The 16,172-nt window shown below is 35.9% G+C and carries 13 protein-coding genes; 6 read left to right on the top strand and 7 right to left on the bottom strand.

Features of this window, described 5'->3' with window-relative positions; all coding sequences use genetic code 11:
- Window positions 1-38 precede the first annotated feature (38 nt).
- Window positions 39-1,274 (bottom strand): DUF2268 domain-containing putative Zn-dependent protease, encoded by a 1,236-nt coding sequence (locus AC0NBN_RS03200; RefSeq protein WP_160811592.1) that lies wholly within the window; start codon window positions 1,272-1,274, stop codon window positions 39-41.
- An 80-nt stretch (window positions 1,275-1,354) separates the two neighbouring features.
- Between AC0NBN_RS03200 and AC0NBN_RS03195 the strand changes: the two genes are divergently transcribed.
- Entirely contained in the window at window positions 1,355-1,678 is a 324-nt protein-coding gene (locus AC0NBN_RS03195; RefSeq protein ID WP_130913245.1) for a translation initiation factor, read from the top strand.
- A gap of 1 nt (window position 1,679) precedes the next feature.
- On the opposite strand, the gene AC0NBN_RS03190 is transcribed toward AC0NBN_RS03195, so the two are convergent.
- The 3 genes from AC0NBN_RS03190 to AC0NBN_RS03180 all read right to left on the bottom strand — a co-directional run bounded on the left by AC0NBN_RS03190 (window position 1,680) and on the right by AC0NBN_RS03180 (window position 6,774).
- Window positions 1,680-2,582 carry a leucine-rich repeat domain-containing protein gene (locus AC0NBN_RS03190; RefSeq protein ID WP_160811591.1) on the bottom strand — a complete coding sequence of 301 codons (903 nt, stop codon included), beginning with the start codon at window positions 2,580-2,582 and terminating at the stop codon, window positions 1,680-1,682.
- Window positions 2,583-2,645: 63 nt separating this feature from the next.
- Window positions 2,646-4,793 (bottom strand): alkaline phosphatase PhoX, encoded by a 2,148-nt coding sequence (locus AC0NBN_RS03185; protein ID WP_160811590.1) that lies wholly within the window; start codon window positions 4,791-4,793, stop codon window positions 2,646-2,648.
- A gap of 139 nt (window positions 4,794-4,932) precedes the next feature.
- Complete coding sequence (locus tag AC0NBN_RS03180; protein ID WP_160811589.1) at window positions 4,933-6,774, bottom strand: cytochrome c peroxidase; 1,842 nt, start codon at window positions 6,772-6,774, stop codon at window positions 4,933-4,935.
- A gap of 133 nt (window positions 6,775-6,907) precedes the next feature.
- Between AC0NBN_RS03180 and AC0NBN_RS03175 the strand changes: the two genes are divergently transcribed.
- Window positions 6,908-7,762, top strand: a complete 855-nt coding sequence (locus AC0NBN_RS03175; RefSeq protein WP_160811588.1) for a nucleoside phosphorylase — start codon at window positions 6,908-6,910, stop codon at window positions 7,760-7,762.
- 49 nt (window positions 7,763-7,811) lie between these two features.
- Here AC0NBN_RS03175 and AC0NBN_RS03170 read toward each other — a convergent pair whose 3' ends face one another.
- The gene (locus tag AC0NBN_RS03170) at window positions 7,812-8,954 is read right to left on the bottom strand and encodes a hypothetical protein (RefSeq protein ID WP_160811587.1); all 1,143 of its coding nucleotides are present in this window, start codon (window positions 8,952-8,954) and stop codon (window positions 7,812-7,814) included.
- A gap of 293 nt (window positions 8,955-9,247) precedes the next feature.
- On the opposite strand from AC0NBN_RS03170, the gene AC0NBN_RS03165 reads away from it, so the two are divergent.
- Together AC0NBN_RS03165 and AC0NBN_RS03160 are read left to right on the top strand one after the other, a co-directional pair.
- Window positions 9,248-9,547, top strand: coding sequence for a hypothetical protein (locus tag AC0NBN_RS03165; RefSeq protein ID WP_160811586.1), 300 nt, complete (start codon window positions 9,248-9,250; stop codon window positions 9,545-9,547).
- Between the two features lie 124 nt (window positions 9,548-9,671).
- Window positions 9,672-10,481 carry an enoyl-ACP reductase FabI gene (locus tag AC0NBN_RS03160; RefSeq protein ID WP_089741198.1) on the top strand — a complete coding sequence of 270 codons (810 nt, stop codon included), beginning with the start codon at window positions 9,672-9,674 and terminating at the stop codon, window positions 10,479-10,481.
- 235 nt (window positions 10,482-10,716) lie between these two features.
- Here the strand turns inward: AC0NBN_RS03160 and uvrA are convergent, their stop codons facing one another.
- Window positions 10,717-13,545 (bottom strand): excinuclease ABC subunit UvrA, encoded by a 2,829-nt coding sequence (gene uvrA, locus AC0NBN_RS03155; RefSeq protein WP_160811585.1) that lies wholly within the window; start codon window positions 13,543-13,545, stop codon window positions 10,717-10,719.
- Between the two features lie 191 nt (window positions 13,546-13,736).
- Window positions 13,737-14,807: a branched-chain amino acid aminotransferase gene (locus AC0NBN_RS03150; protein WP_160811584.1), complete on the bottom strand. Its 1,071-nt coding sequence runs from the start codon at window positions 14,805-14,807 to the stop codon at window positions 13,737-13,739.
- Window positions 14,808-14,892: 85 nt separating this feature from the next.
- Here AC0NBN_RS03150 and mnmC2 point away from each other — a divergent pair, with 85 nt between their 5' ends.
- Together mnmC2 and AC0NBN_RS03140 are read left to right on the top strand one after the other, a co-directional pair.
- Window positions 14,893-15,567, top strand: a complete 675-nt coding sequence (gene mnmC2, locus AC0NBN_RS03145; protein ID WP_160811583.1) for a tRNA (5-methylaminomethyl-2-thiouridine)(34)-methyltransferase MnmC2 — start codon at window positions 14,893-14,895, stop codon at window positions 15,565-15,567.
- A gap of 123 nt (window positions 15,568-15,690) precedes the next feature.
- Window positions 15,691-16,113, top strand: a complete 423-nt coding sequence (locus AC0NBN_RS03140) for an NUDIX hydrolase (protein ID WP_160811582.1) — start codon at window positions 15,691-15,693, stop codon at window positions 16,111-16,113.
- The last annotated feature ends 59 nt before the right edge of the window (window positions 16,114-16,172 follow it).

Here is a 16,172-nt window from a genome sequence, read left to right as displayed (position 1 = left end):
GACGAAATATTATTGACTACAAAGATTAAAAACATTGTTTAATTGCGATACCCTTTTATCTGATAATGTATTGTTTTTGAAGGTAATGTTTGTATTTTTATATTGCTGCCTTTATCAATTTCTGAAACTTCAGCTTCTTTGTCCCAATTTCCTTTTGTAAATTTTAATTGTGCAGGAAGGTGAATTTTTAAGGTAATGTATCTTTGGTAGTTGTTTTTTCTGTTCATTTTCAAAGAAGATGGATTCCAGCTTCCCAGTTCCGGCTGATTTCCGGTAATATAAATTTCATCATTTTTATCAGGAACATTGACTATAAAGGTTACCTCATGAGTTTCGTCAGAATATTCTTTAAAAAAGTCATCGAATTTCGTATTGTTTTTTTTAACATATTCTCTGATGTAAGGATCCAAAAATCCGCTTTCTTTGAGAAATAATAGAGGATTCTCTATATTCAGAATATTCTGAATTGCTTTGTGCTTGTCCGGTTGCTTATTAAAATATGCTTCGGTAATTTTATAACCAATCCAATACCCCAAATCATTGGGCCTGTTATCCTTCCCGCTTGTTCCATAAAGCCAGTCCTGCAAATCGTCTTCTTTCAGTTTTGTTACAAACTCCTTATAAAGCTTCTCAGAATTTGCGTCTCCGTACTTAAAGTGTGGATTGCTGATGTTTTCTCCGGACACCAATTCACTTACAAAATCAGCATTGCCTTCAACCAGAGACTGTCTCAATAAAGAATGATCTCCCTTGATATTCTGCTGAAAATGAATCAGCTCATGTGCAATTAGCCCGGTAATTCCGTTCAGATCTTTAAGCATTTCCGTTCCGATGATTATTCCGTCCTGGGAAATCGTACCTCCGGAATTAAAACGTCCGTAAACAAAATATACTGGCGGAAATTTAGCTTCCGGATACCAATATTTCAATGCGCTGTATATAGCTTTTATTCTTTTTTCTTTATAACCGATTTCAGACAGAACATTTTTACTTTTTATATAATCTTCTTTTTTGTTTTTTACCATAAGGTATAATGAGTCGGCATTCAATATCCTGTATGGTGTAAATCCTTTCACTCCCGGCGAACCGCTGCTCATATATTCTTCAAAAGGATTGCTTTTTGAAGTTTCCATAGCATCAAATGCTTTCCAGAAGTTGTCAACATCTTTAGTTTCAAATATGGCATTCAGAGGACTTTCTGAAAACCCTGACTGTGCTTTTGCCATACCAAAGGACAATAATATTGTCGTTAAAATGCAGATAATATTTCTCATAGTGGTTGAATTATTATAAAAAGACAAATAAATATAAGGAAAGGTTACATCAAATTAACAATAATTTTTAATTTTGCTTTATGGACTTACGTGATCAACTCAAAAACCTTTTCCCGGAACATGAAGAACAGGATTTTCAAATGCCTGAAGAAGAATTTAAGCAAAAAGAACCTCTGGTTTGTAAATTTGAAAAAAAAGGCAGAAACGGAAAACCTGTAACCATCGTTGAAGGATGGGAAGGTAGTGAAGAAGACTTGAAGAAAATTTCAAAAAAAATAAAAACCACGCTGGGAATAGGTGGTTCTGAAAAAGACGGAACGATCATCATACAAGGTGACAACCGGGATAAAATAATGAATATCCTGAAAGAAATGGGCTATAAAACCAAAAGAGTCGGCGGATAATCTAAAAATAGATTTGTGTGTGAGGCATTATTTTTTTTAATTTCTCAATAGTCTCATGATTCATCGGATTTCCCGCTAAAATTAATGTTTTCAGATTTTTGAGTCTGCTAAATTCTTTCGGAAGATCTTTAAGCTGATTATTTGCCAGATTCATACTGACAACAGATTTCAGTTTTTTTACATTTTGTGGAATTTCTTTAATTCTGTTATCACTTACATTCAAAAATTCTAAATTTTCCGACTCAAAAAGCTTTTCAGAAAGGCTGACAATTGAATTGTGCTGCAACTCCAGGTATTTCAGTTTCTTCGGAAGTCTTATGTTGCTGAAATCATTGATCTGATTGGCAGAAAGATTCAGATACTTTAAATTTTCAATCACGCTCAGATCATGACTGATAAAACTGATCTGATTGGATGAGAGATTTATTTCTTCGAGTCCTTTTATTTTCAGTAAAACCTCAGGAAATACTGTGATATTATTGGCATCAAACTGTACTATTTTTAATTGTTGAAGATTTGCAAGATTTTCATTGATTTTTACCAGCTGATTGAGATTCATAGAGAAATTGGTAAGGTTTTTCAGCTTTCCGATTTCGTCAGGAATAAATTTGATGTTGTTGGAATTGATATTCAGAATTTCAAGCTCATTAAGCAAAAAAATTTCCTGATCAATCTGTTCAAGATTGTTTCCCATAAGATTAAGAAAAAAAAGATTCTTAAACTTTGATATTTCGGGAGAAACATTATAGATACCTTTATCTCTGAAACTGATGCTGTAAACTGTTTTTTTAGCAGCCAATGCTTCCTGAATGTCTGTAAATGTAGGATATTTAAGAGGATCAATCTGTGCTTTGGTTTGAAAAAAAACAAAGAAAACAACCGCAAATAGAAAGAGCTTTTTCATATTTTACAAATAAAAAGCCACCGACAAAGAAACTGCCGGCAGCCGTGAAAGAAAATTAGTAATTTATTTTTTGAGGATTTTTACCGTTTTCTGGAATCCTTCTGCTTCAATATTAAGCATCAATACCTTTGTTGTCTGGAGTTGTGCAGTAAAGTCCAGCTCTAATGAAGTATTTGATCCGTTGAAAGTTTTGCTGTATACAATTTTACCATCCATACTATAAGCAGTAACCGAAAGATTTTTCAATGCTTTTGGCGAATTGATTTTTACAAGTCCCGCAGTAGGATTTGGTGACACTGTTACATCTGACTGGGCAACAGTTTCGGATGTTCCAAGAACCTGCTGAGTTCCTAAAAATTGCTTAAGAGCAATAACCATAGTTGCAGATTTGCCTCTGTAATCAATGGTATTTCCAGTTGCATCAATATCAGTAGAAATTGTAGAACTCGGGTGCTGAACAGAGAAGAATCCGAATTTGTGATCTGGTGTAAATGTTAATCCTGTTGGTTCTGATCCTGCAGGCATGGAAGCAAAAAGTCTTACTTTCGGATTTGCCTGAGTGTGGTCCGGAGCTACTACCCAAATATAGTTTTTACCGCCATCCTGAAGCACCCACAGGTTACCAAGCTCATCAAAAGTAAGGTTATCATTACCATCTCCCCATGTCTCGGTTTTTACCCCTTGTGCTGTGTTGAATGAATATTGTGTTGTAAGCCCGCCAACAAATGTTTCTACCTGAGAAACGGTAGTTCCGTTATCCTGGAGACGGTATACTTTATTTAAACCTTTTGCTGCAAAGTAAATCTTTCCGTCAATTGGGCTGATCTCCACATCTTCTGCTCCGTTGAACTGAGTTCCGCCCAGAGACTGTGCCAATGCAGCTGTATTGTTTTGGTCTGCCTTTGTTTTATTCGGAACCTGAATCCAGATTCCGGTTGTAGTTACTGGATTTCCGTTTGATAATCCCTGATCAAGCTTTAATACATATAAATTTCCTGAGCTAAGATTATTAGGAGTATCCATTACATATTTGTAAATCATGTGCGTTCCTCCATCTTCCCCATAATACGCAGTAGTTCCTGCATTATTGATTACTACATTTTCATGGTTCATAATCCCCATCTGCCAAAGCTTTCCTTTGCTTCCATCTGTATTGGTTGTAATAACCTGTGCTGTTGCGGGATCTATTTCAATCAGCCAGCCGTAATCTTTGTAACCGTCTGCGTTGGTATCATTTCCTGTTACAGATTCTTCTGCCGTAACAATGGTTCCCCATGGAGTAACACCTCCTGAGCAGTTTCTAATGGTCTGTACCAGACTTGGTGCAGAAAAACTTACTCCTCTTGACTTGGTAAGCTGCCAGAGTTTTGTTGTAGAATTGTAATTGATTTCAGCCATCGTTACACCTCCCGGATTGGTCTCGTGGTTCACGGACAGATAACCATCTACACTGCTTGAGTTTTTTGGCACATAACCGGTAAAGTCATTAAGACCACCTACCATTCCTCCACCTTCGGTATAGCTGTCACCTTCTTTCAGAATCATCTGATATGTATGTTCTGCGGGAATAATAAGTTTAGAAGTCTGGCTGGTAGGTACAATAGATGTAAAACAGCTGATATGAGTTCCGGTACATGTATTGACAGGCGGTGTCACAGGTACAGTGGTTTTCAGATGAGCATCTATTGTCAGATCTGAGCTTGTTGCACTTCTGTTATGCAATTCGATAGAAATTCTATTAATACCCTGTACAAATTTATTTTTCGGAATGGTAAAGAGATTGATCGCAGTTTCCGCAGCTCCGTCTATTGTAGTACTAGAAAACGTATTGTGAGTAACGGTTCCCGAAGGCATATTATCTCTTATGACTTCCTGTCCGTTAAGATACACGATAATACCATCATCTCTTCTTACTCCAAATTCCATATTATCGCTTAAATCTGCCAGATTTACTGTAAAATCTTTTGCAAAATAAGCCGTGATTAATCCTGAATTAATGGTTGTGGTTACCGGATCACCGTATCCTAAAGGTCCGTTTCCGGAAGCCCAGGAAGTGATATTGTAATCTGCATTTTTCCATTGAGCAGGCAACGCCACATTACTGTCATCGTAGCTCCATGATGATCCCTGTCCGAATATGGTAGTCTGTGCATGAATCAGTGAGCCTGCCATTGATGCAAGCATAGCAACTGTAAGTAGTTTTTTCTTCATTTTAATACTTTTTATTTTTACTGTTGCAAAACTATCTGATCTTTGCCAAGTCTTTATTAATAAGGTTTTAAATAAACTAATCCAAAAATTAACAAATCAAAAACTGAATATTACGAGGATTAAATTATTGTTAAAAAAACTATTTTCCTTTAGAGTTTACTTTACTTATATCGGTAAGTGAATTAAGAAAAGAAATAAGCTGTTGCTTTTCCTGAGACGAAAGATTCAGTTTATCTGCAGGTAAAGTCTGATTATTTATTTTCAAACCCAGCCCTTCTGCTCCGCCTTCATTATAAAAATCTATAACTTCTTCCAGTGTACTGAACGTTCCGTTGTGAAAATACGGTTTCGTTAGGGCAATATTTCTTACCGTCATCGTTTTAAAAGAATTTTCATAAATCCAGGAATTTTCTTTTTTTACGTTGCTGTTGATTCTTCCTTTGTCAGCATCTATTTCTAAAGGAAATTTCTGAATTGGATTTTTTGTCACGCCCAAAACTTCAGATTCGTTTTCATTAAAAAAAGGAGGAACAAGTCCTGAAAAATGAGGTGCAAAATGACAGGTGGCACAGTTGGCTTTTCCCATAAAAAGATTATATCCCTTCTTTACATCTTCAGAAACCTCTATTTCATTTCTCATAAAACGGTCAAAATCACTATCAAACGAGTAAAGGGATGCAACGTAGGAACTCAATGCTTTAGAAAAAGTTTTCTGATTGATTTCTGAGTTTTTATAAGCTATTCTGAATGCCTTTTTGTAGCCTGAATCTGCCTTAAGCTTCTTGATAATGCTTTCATAGCTTGTATTAAACTCATCACTATTATAAATTACATGTTCAGCCTGTTGCTCAAGATAAAACGCCCTCATATCGTAAAAAAATCTCTTCGCAAAAACAGCATTATAAAGAGACGGGGAATTTCTGAGAACAGTTTTATCCTTAATATTACTCAAAGATTTTGGCTGTAAATCTGTAAAAGCATTTTCAGGCAAATGGCAGCTCGCGCAGCTCATTTTTCCGTTATCGCTTAATGTTTTATCGTAAAAAATTCTTTTTCCCAGATTTCTCAACTGGTCATTATCTTCAGATTCTTTCAGAAGCGTGTAAAAATACGGATTCAGAAAATCACTGCTGAAAATATTCTTATTGGAAGGATTCCAGCCTGAAAATTCCTTCAATTCATCAGCATTTCCATCCCACTTTCCCATTTCCTCATAAATTGGCTGCAGATATTTCTTGTAAAATTCAATTCGGTCAAAACTTTCAAAATCTGTATGAAAAGAAAGATAGGCAATGGCATCAGACAGCATCCGCTCTGCCTTTTCTGTTGCAAAGTTTCGGAAATACAGATCGTTTTTGATATATTTTTTTATTCCTGATAAAGCATGTCCCGCTTCTTCAGAAATATTGAGCGAACCGGGAGTATCAAATCCGGTAAGCCCTAAAGTGTAAATTCTGATCAGCTCAATCCGTAAAGGAAGACTTTTATTGACACCTTGGCTCGTTCCGTTTTGGGCTGCACTCAGATAAAAGTTATTATAGTTATTATATAAAAAGTCTGTGATTTCAATAATTTTTTGTTTGTTATCAGAAGCTTCATCAGAAAAAATCAATTCATCCAAAACCTGTAATCCTTCCGGCGGTAAAGTAAAAGCGGAAGTTCCGGCTGCTTCTATTCTGAATAAAGGAGCGGCATTCAGATGAGTTTTGGCAAACTCAGGATAGTAATAGGCGATATAAAACTCAATCTCTTTATATGAGTTTCTTGCAGATGACAGCGATTTGCGAACGGTTTCTATATCTGCTTTTTCATCTTGGTAAAGATATACATCGGTTTTAAGTTTCTCCACCTTTTTTTTAAAGTCCAGTAAAGCAGAAGAAATAAAATTGTTTTCTACTTTCACTCCTTTATCTGCAGTTTCAAAAGACATCACAAAAAAACCGAAGAAAGCAACAAAGATCAATAACGGATATATTTTCATACTGCAAAACTATTATCTGAACATTACAGCAGTTTTAACAGCGAATTAAATAATGTTTATCTTTTATTCACCTAAAATTTAGTAATTTTAACTCCCCAAAAAATTAAACTGAATACATAAACTTATAATAATTATGCTCAATAAACTTGCTGCTTCAGAACTGGTGCTTAATGCGGACGGAAGTGTTTATCATCTGAATCTTTTACCTGAAGATATTGCTGAAAAAATAATATTGGTAGGGGACCCCGACAGAGTTCCGAAAGTTTCGCAGTACTTTGATACCATTGAAATCAAAAAGAATAAACGTGAATTTTATACCCATACCGGAACTTTGAGTGGTGAACGAATTTCTGTGATGTCTACAGGAATTGGTACAGAAAATATTGATATCGTCATGAATGAGCTTGATGCTTTGGTGAATATTGATCTGAAAAACAAAGAATTCAAAAAAGAACATCAGTCGTTAAGTCTTTTCAGAATGGGAACATGCGGAAGTGTAAATCCGGATGTAAAGGTAGATAATATGCTGGTTACCCAGAATGTTGTAGGTTTAGACGGATTGATGAATTTTTATCAGGATTATCATTTTGAAAATGATTTTTCTAAAAACTTTTATGAAAATTTCCCTTATCTGAATATTAAGCCAATGCTTTATTTCTCAGAATGGTCTGAAGAATTGGGCGAATTGTATAAAGATGCAGCTTATCACGGCAATACAGCTACTTTTCCGGGATTTTATGCGCCGCAGGGAAGACAGCTACGCTTAAAAGCTTTGGATGAAAAATTTCTTGAAAACTTAAATGATCTGGGAATCACCAATTTCGAAATGGAAACTTCTGCAATTTATGCATTTTCAAAATTATTAGGTCATAAAGCAATTACAGTTAATAATGTTATTGCCAACAGAAGGCGAGGTGAATTTTCTTCCAACCATCAGGTTTCCGAAAGAAAACTGATTGAATGGGTTTTAGAAAGGATTATAAAGTAAAAAAAAGGATTGCTGGTTGCAATCCTTTTCCATTTATATTGATTTTGGTTTAAAATTCATTGATTGTTACATAAAAATGTCCTGAGTTTAAACTGGCCGTTCCGTTGGTAATATTGGTGACATTGATCGTTATGTTGGAAGTGGAAGTAAGGCGTGGGTTATTAATTCCAAATTCTGAAATTCCTGCAAAATCTGATGCCGGAGAAACTACAATACTTGCACGTGTAGAAGCTGGCTGTAATGCTGCAGGAATTGGAATATTGATTGTTGTAGTTCTTCCTGACTGCAAACCAGCAATTGAAACTGACGGAAATACTTCAAAACTTATCTGATTTTTGTGAATGCTTCCCCTCTCCCCAAGCTTATATTGTCCGTTTACATCTATTTTTGCAGAAGTATTGGGTGTGCTTGTTCCGATCCCTACGTTGGCATTGTTATTACCTATAACAATAGCATTAGCTTGTGCTGTTGACGCTCCAAATCCTAATGCTGTAGAATTTTGACCCGATGCATTGGTTCCTGTACCCAGTGCAGTAGAATTTTGCCCGTTTGTTTGTGCGTTATTACCTACAGCCGTTTCGTTATTGGAATTTGTTTTTGCATTGTATCCCAAAGCAAGAGACTGAAAACCTGCTGCACTTGAACCTGCTCCTACTGCTGTACTTTCATTGTTGTTTGCTGTCGAGTTGGTTCCTATAGCAACACCATTCTGTGAAGAAGAAGTTCCTGTACCAAAAAGAACCGATCCGTTAGTTCCAAGACGACCTGCATTTGCATTATTCACTTTAAAAACCAAATCATCAAATGTTGAAGTTCCGATAGACAGCGTAGTAGAAGCACCGGAATATGATCCTGCATTATTTCCGTTTGTACTCCATCCTGTTGATGAGCTTCCGCTGCTTGCATTGGATATAAAATTCCATTGAGAATTGTTCCAATAATATAATCCGGCGGGAGAAAGTCCACCCGTTCCATTGTTCCAGACCAAGAGTCCTGTTGCAGGTGATGGAATGGTAGAGGCATCCGTTACAGATGACAAAGAAATACTTGTCAGCAAAAGACCTTTATTTGTGCTGTTAAGATGCAAAATAGATGATGAATGAGGAGCTGTTGTTCCTATCCCAACCTGACTAAACATATTACTTAAATTCAGAACAGCAATAAATGCAACAGTTAAAAATTTTGTTTTCATTAGTTTTTATTTAATACAAAAATAGGCAAATTAGTAATAAATTGAATAAAAATACCATAAAAGATAATTATTAATATAAAATTCAATAAAAACTAAATAAATTCACAATTTCAGCAATTCCTATTGATAAATTAAACTGCGCTACAATTAGAATAGAAATTATAAAATAGACGTTTACTGACAATTACTGCCAGAAACTGAAGATTTATGAAAAGTTTAACAAAATAATTCTTCTTTTAGGAACACTTCTTGTCTGTTTTACTGTAATTCAATTAACACTAAATATCAATATTATGGAAAATCAAGATTACAACAAAGCTGAGAAAGCGGTTGACAACACAGAAAATTCTTTAAGAAATACAGCTAATGATGCAAAATGGAAAGTAAGTGATTTGGCAGACAGAGCGAGAGATTATATCAACGAAAAAAGAAATAATGATCAGGAAGCGACTCAGGAAGATTGGTTCGACAGAGTAAAAGCCAACGCATCAGAAACCTGGGAAGACGTTAAAGACGGAGCGAATGATGCCTGGGAAAAAACCAAAGATGCTGCTGAAGATGTAAAAGCAGAATGGAACAAGAAAACAAATTAATAGTTTTTTAGTCTTTTATATATTATCAGAGAAAAACGAAGTCTTTTTTACGAAGGCTTCGTTTTTATTATGCTCTAAACACAAATTATTGCTACATTTGTAATCAAATTAACATTAAAAAATTATGTCATACGGTTTACTTAAAGGCAAGAAGGGAATTATTTTTGGAGCCCTTAATGAACAATCTATCGCATGGAAAGTTGCTGAAAGATGCCACGAAGAAGGTGCTGAATTCATTTTATCTAATGCTCCCATCGCTCTGAGAATGGGCGAGCTAAACGGATTAGCAGAAAAAACAGGCTCGGAAGTTATTGGTGCAGATGCAACTTCTATTGAAGATCTTGAAAAGCTTTTTGATGCCGCTATCGCAAAATTTGGTAAGATTGATTTTATTCTACACTCCATAGGAATGTCTATCAACGTAAGAAAAGGTAAACATTACACAGAAATGAACTATGACTGGTTGGAAAAAGGATGGGACATCTCTGCTGTTTCTTTCCACAAAGTAATGAGAGTAGCGTACGAAAAAGACTGTATGAATGAATGGGGAAGTATTTTGGCGCTTACTTATATCGCTGCTCAGAGAACATTTCCGGATTATAACGATATGTCTGATAACAAAGCTTATCTTGAAAGCATTGCAAGAACTTTTGGAAACTATTGGGGAGAAAGAAAAGTGCGTGTAAACACTGTATCCCAGTCTCCTACTCCAACTACGGCAGGAAGCGGCGTAAAAGGTTTTGGTGGTTTCCTTGGTTATGCCGAAGATATGTCTCCTCTTGGCAACGCAACTGCTTTGGAATGTGCAGATTACTGTGTAACGCTTTTCTCAGATCTTACCAAGAAAGTGACAATGCAGAATCTTTTCCACGACGGTGGATTCAGCAGCTCCGGAGTTACCCAAAAAGTAATCAGCAAATACGATACAGAATAATTTCTGTTTTTTTTTATAAATATAAAATCCGTCTCACTTGTGAGACGGATTTTATATTGTATCAGTTTGCAATTTACCACTTAAAGAATGTTTATTGTTTCGCTTCTCTCAGAGACAATGCTAACTGAGAATGTGAATGACACAAAGTGAAAAGTCGCAATCTAAACTTAAAGAAATAAAATATCCCATTCAACCTTGTCAAAATTTAAAACCTTGATAACACTACTTGTTTAAATTACATTTCCTTCTTCAAAAACTTCCCTGTCAGACTCTTCTTAGATTTAATAATTTCCTCCGGTGTTCCCTGTGCAACAATTTGTCCGCCGTGTTTTCCACCTTCTGGACCCACGTCGATGATATGATCTGCCAATTTAATGACATCCATATTATGTTCAATAATAATGAATGAGTTGCCCAATTCAACCAGTTTATTAATGGCTTCCATCAGAATTTTCACATCTTCAAAATGAAGTCCGGTTGTCGGTTCATCAAGAATATATAAAGTGTTTCCGGTCTGCCTTTTTGAAAGTTCTGTTGCCAGCTTGATACGCTGCGCTTCGCCTCCCGAAAGCGTGGTAGACTGCTGTCCAAGAGTAATGTATCCTAATCCTACATCATGCAGCGTTTTTACTTTTGCGAAAATTTTAGGAATCGGCTGGAAAAACTCTACGGCTTCATCAATCGTCATCTCCAATACATCAGAAATTGATTTTCCTTTGTAACGGACTTCCAGCGTTTCTCTGTTGAAACGTTTTCCGTTGCAGGTTTCGCAGTGAACATACACATCGGGTAAAAAATTCATCTCAATAACCTTCAAACCGCCTCCCTGACAAGTTTCGCATCTTCCGCCTTTTACGTTGAAAGAAAATCTTCCCGGCTTGTAGCCTCGGATTTTAGATTCCGGCAATTCGGCAAAAAGATTTCGGATGTAGGTAAACATCCCTGTATAAGTTGCAGGATTTGAACGTGGGGTTCTTCCAATCGGAGTCTGGTCTACATCTACTATTTTATCAATATTATCAAGACCTTCAATTTTTTTATACGGCAAAGGTTCCTGAACAGCTCTGTAAAAATGCTTGTTAAGAATAGGATACAAAGTTCCGTTGATCAATGAAGATTTTCCACTTCCGGAAATCCCTGAAACCACCACCAGTTTTCCTAAAGGAATATCAAGCGTAACATTTTTAAGATTGTTTCCGGTTGCACCTTTTAACACAATATTTTTACCATTTCCTTTTCGTCTTTCCGCGGGAATTTCTATTTTTCTTTTTCCGTTGATGTATTGTGCTGTGATCGTATCAGCTTTTACCAGATCTTCAGGTTTTCCCTGCCAAAGAATTTCTCCGCCAAATTTCCCGGCTCTCGGACCAATATCTAAAACTTCATCAGCTTCCAGAATCATGTCTTTATCATGTTCTACCACCAAAACAGAATTTCCGATGTCACGCAGATTTTTCAGTGAATTGATCAACCTTTCGTTGTCCCTTTGATGCAGCCCGATACTTGGTTCGTCTAAAATATAAAGAACATTTACCAGCTGCGAACCGATCTGCGTTGCAAGGCGGATTCTTTGGGATTCTCCACCGGAAAGTGTTCTGGAACTTCTGCTCAGACTCAGGTAATCCAGACCTACATCCAACAAGAACTGCAATCTGGTTTCTATTTCCTTTAAAATTTCGTGAGCAATAATTTTATTTTTCTCAGAAAATTTATCTTTTACGTCAGCAAGCCATTCTTTTAGATCAATTAAACTCAAAGCATTGACTTCTGCAATATTTTTTCCATCAATTTTAAAACTCAGACTTCCCTGCTGAAGGCGGGTTCCTTTACATACCGGACAGGTTTCTTCCGTTGTAAAATGTCTTTCCAGCATGATGGCTTCATAAGATTCTCGTTCCTCAATGATTTCTTCCATGAAAGGAATCAGCCCGTCAAAACTTACCTTTATCTTTTTGGTAATTCCTGCGTATTTAAGATCTTTATTAAATTCCTTATGACATCCGTTGTAAATATAATCCAGCGCTTCTTCCGGTATATCTTTGAAAGCTGTTGATAAATCCAGTCCAAATATTTCCAGAATATTTTTAATTTGGGAAAGAATATATTTGTTTGATTTAATATCTTCCAAAGGCAGCAAACCTCCCTGATTGATTGATAATTTAGGATTTTCAACAAAATAATCGGTATTGATTTTTTTGATGGTACCCAAACCTTTGCAATTGGGACAGCTTCCTTTCGGTGAATTAAAAGAAAATGTATTCGGTTCCGGCAATGCCAAAGAATGACCGGTTTCGGCATCCATCAGATTTTTAGAAAAATATTCTATCTCATTTCTTCCTAATTTCTGAATGCCGATCAAGCCTTCTCCCATTTCCATAGCGGTACGTAGAGATTTTTCCATTCTGGCTTCAGAAGCACTTTCTCCAATAATCCAGCGGTCGATTACGATGTCAATATCGTGGGTTTTATAACGGTCAAGTTTCAGATCGTATTCAATATCCTGCAATTCGCCGTCAATTCTTGCCTGTCCGTAACCTTTTTTTGCCATCTGTACAAAAAGCTCATGGTAATGTCCTTTTCTGGAACGTACCACAGGAGCCATCAGCATAATTTTTTCGCCTTTATAATTTTCTTTGATGGTTTCCAGAATCTGATCTTCGGTATAGCTTACCAGTTTTTTTCCGGTAGTCTGTGAATATGCATCTGAAACCCTTGCGAATAAAAGTCGGAGAAAGTCGTACAGTTCAGTAACCGTTCCTACGGTAGAACGTGGATTCTTGTTGGTGGTTTTCTGTTCGATGGCAATAACGGGAGACAGTCCTTCAATTTTATCTACATCAGGACGTTCCAGCCCGCCTAAAAACTGCCTTGCGTAAGCAGAAAAAGTTTCAATGTATCGGCGTTGACCTTCCGCAAAAATGGTGTCGAAAGCCAGTGAGGATTTTCCACTGCCGGAAAGCCCGGTAATAACCACCAATTCGTTGCGCGGAATTTTTACATTGATGTTTTTAAGATTGTGTTCACGTGCACCGTAAACTTCTATATATTCTGTTGATTTACTCATAATTTGGAGCGATTTTACCAGAAAATCACGCTGTGCAAAATTACGGAATTTTATGGTAATTTTGATGTCAAACTTTCCGGTTATTCTCTTTGGAAAAATACTGGAGTTTAAAACAAATTACAATCCAAAACAGCATTGCTTCAATAAAAAAAGCCGGAAAAATCCGGCTTCAATCAATATTTTATTAGAGATTATACAGTTTCCATAGCATGATCTACCAATACTCTCCATCCGAAAGGGTCTTCTGAAAGATTAGTCTGCAAGTTTACAAGATCATTTTTAAGTGTTACTGCATAACTTTCTTCATCCGAAAGTCTAGGAAGTTCAAGTTTTTCTCCATTATAACCCAATGCCTGGAAAACAGTGGTAACTACAGCGGTCCCAACTCCCCACACTTCTTTTAAAGTTCCGTTTTTCTGAGCTTCTATTACGTCTTTTACTTTTACAGGTTCTATCTTCACTTCTATTCCTCTCTTTTTCGCAAGCTGAATAAAGCTGTCTCTTGTTACACCGTCAAGAATTTTTTCTGAAGTAGGCGGCGTAAAAATAGTATCATTAATTCTTACGAAAACATTCATAGTTCCGCTTTCTTCAAAATACTCGTGTGTTGCATCATCTGTCCAGATAATCTGCTCGTAACCTTCTTCGATGGCTAATTGTGTAGGATAAAATGCTGCTGCATAATTTCCTGCCGCTTTCGCAGATCCTACTCCTCCGTTAGCTGCTCTTGAATAATGATCTGAAATTTTTACAGAAACAGGCTCCGTATAGTACATTTTTGCCGGTGTAGCTACGATAGCAAACATATATTTATTGGCAACTCTTGCTTTCAGAGCTTCTTCGGTAGCGAAGATCAAAGGTCTTATATATAAAGACATTCCTTCACCCTGAGGAATCCAGTCTCTATCCATATCTACCAATGCTTTTAATCCTTCAAGAAACATTTCTTCAGTTACTTCTGGCATTGCAAGACGCTTTGCAGATTTATTGATACGTTCAAAATTCTTCTCAGGCCTGAAAAGGAAAACCTGTCCGTCTTTGTCTTTGTAGGCTTTCATTCCTTCAAAGCATGCCTGTCCGTAATTTACTCCCATCATTGCCGGTGTGAATTGCAAAGGACCGTATGGAACCAGTTTTACCTCGCCCCATTTTCCGTTTTCGTACTCACAGATCACCATATGATCGATGAAAGTATTACCAAAAGAAAAATTATTAGGATCGAAAGCAGAAATTCTGGAGTTTTCAGTTTTTTGAATTATCATTTCTTAAAATTTTTATGATGTTCTACAAATTTAACATAATTTTTTAAATATAAAAATTTTAGGTTAAATTTGAAAAAAAAATACCTTGAACAGAGAAATAAAAACCACAAAAGACGGCAGTAAAACCCTATTTATCAACGAATTAAATGAAAACTACCATTCTCACCACGGAGCATTGCAGGAAGCAGAACACGTGTTTATTAAAAATGGATTGAATTTAATTTATGATTATGAAATTAACATTTTAGAACTCGGTTTTGGAACAGGTTTGAATGTTTTAGTAACAATTAATGAATATTTAAAAACTGACAAAAATCATATCATCAATTATTATTCCCTTGAAAAATATCCCATAAATGAATCGGAAATTAAGGATCTTGCCTATTTTGAATTATTTGATAATCCTGAATTAAAAAATATTTATCATAAAATTCATACCTGCGAATGGGAAAATTCAATAGAAATTATTAAAGGTTTCTACCTGAAAAAGATTCAATGTGACTTCTTTGATCTCAGAAATATTGATTTACCAAAAATTAACCTGGTCTATTTTGACTGTTTCGGAGCAAGAGTACAGCCTGATTTGTGGGAAAAACCTTTATTTGAAATGGTTTCAGAGAAAATGGATTCAAACGGGTTGCTTACCACTTATTCATCAAAAGGCACCGTGAGAAGAATTTTGGAAGAGCTTAATTTTAAAGTAGAAAAAAAACAGGGACCTCCAGGAAAAAGAGAGATGATTAACGCTGTTAAAATATAATAAAGAGCCGAAAATTTATAACCCAGACATTCTTTTATTAGGTTTATAGTATAACATTTACTTTCAGCTTTCAGTATATGTTTCAAAATATTTTTCCTTATTTTAGCTCTACAAATTATTATTATGATCAACAGCTTTAATGTAAGAGTGTATGCATGCGTTGTAAAGGACATGAAAGTTCTGACCCTTTTTGAAGAATATGCTGGACAGCCTTTAATGAAATTTCCCGGCGGCGGACTGGAATACGGCGAAGGCTTGACGGAATGTCTTAAAAGAGAATTTGAGGAAGAACTGAATGTAAACATAGAAATTGCTGAACATCTTTATACTCAGGAAGATTTTCTGGTTTCGAGATTCAGGGATAATGAACAGCTGATCACAGTGTATTATCTTGTCAACATCATTAACGAAGAAGACTTTATTATTTTGGATCCGTGCATCGAAAAAACAGAATGGATTCCTATTGATCAGGAAGAAAATCCTTTCACACTTCCGGTTGACAGAATAGTTTTTGACAAACTAAAAGAACGATTTAAATATCAATAGTATATCTGCCATAAGACAAGTCTGAGAATCTCTCTGCTTTTACGTATTTCTGAACCCAG

This window comes from Chryseobacterium sp. L12 (assembly GCF_056133985.1).
Note: the sequence above shows the minus strand (reverse complement) of the source record. Positions and strands in the feature narration are given on the sequence as shown.

Excerpts from the sequence above, each read along its gene's own strand:
- AC0NBN_RS03190 (WP_160811591.1), bottom strand. The coding sequence starts at position 2,582 with ATGAAAAAGCTCTTTCTATTTGCGGTTGTTTTCTTTGTTTTTTTTCAA.
- AC0NBN_RS03195 (WP_130913245.1), top strand. The coding sequence starts at position 1,355 with ATGGACTTACGTGATCAACTCAAAAACCTTTTCCCGGAACATGAAGAA.
- AC0NBN_RS03170 (WP_160811587.1), bottom strand. The coding sequence starts at position 8,954 with ATGAAAACAAAATTTTTAACTGTTGCATTTATTGCTGTTCTGAATTTA.
- uvrA (WP_160811585.1), bottom strand. The coding sequence starts at position 13,545 with ATGAGTAAATCAACAGAATATATAGAAGTTTACGGTGCACGTGAACAC.
- AC0NBN_RS03180 (WP_160811589.1), bottom strand. The coding sequence starts at position 6,774 with ATGAAAATATATCCGTTATTGATCTTTGTTGCTTTCTTCGGTTTTTTT.
- AC0NBN_RS03175 (WP_160811588.1), top strand. The coding sequence starts at position 6,908 with ATGCTCAATAAACTTGCTGCTTCAGAACTGGTGCTTAATGCGGACGGA.
- AC0NBN_RS03165 (WP_160811586.1), top strand. The coding sequence starts at position 9,248 with ATGGAAAATCAAGATTACAACAAAGCTGAGAAAGCGGTTGACAACACA.
- AC0NBN_RS03160 (WP_089741198.1), top strand. The coding sequence starts at position 9,672 with ATGTCATACGGTTTACTTAAAGGCAAGAAGGGAATTATTTTTGGAGCC.
- AC0NBN_RS03140 (WP_160811582.1), top strand. The coding sequence starts at position 15,691 with ATGATCAACAGCTTTAATGTAAGAGTGTATGCATGCGTTGTAAAGGAC.
- AC0NBN_RS03185 (WP_160811590.1), bottom strand. The coding sequence starts at position 4,793 with ATGAAGAAAAAACTACTTACAGTTGCTATGCTTGCATCAATGGCAGGC.
- AC0NBN_RS03150 (WP_160811584.1), bottom strand. The coding sequence starts at position 14,807 with ATGATAATTCAAAAAACTGAAAACTCCAGAATTTCTGCTTTCGATCCT.
- AC0NBN_RS03200 (WP_160811592.1), bottom strand. The coding sequence starts at position 1,274 with ATGAGAAATATTATCTGCATTTTAACGACAATATTATTGTCCTTTGGT.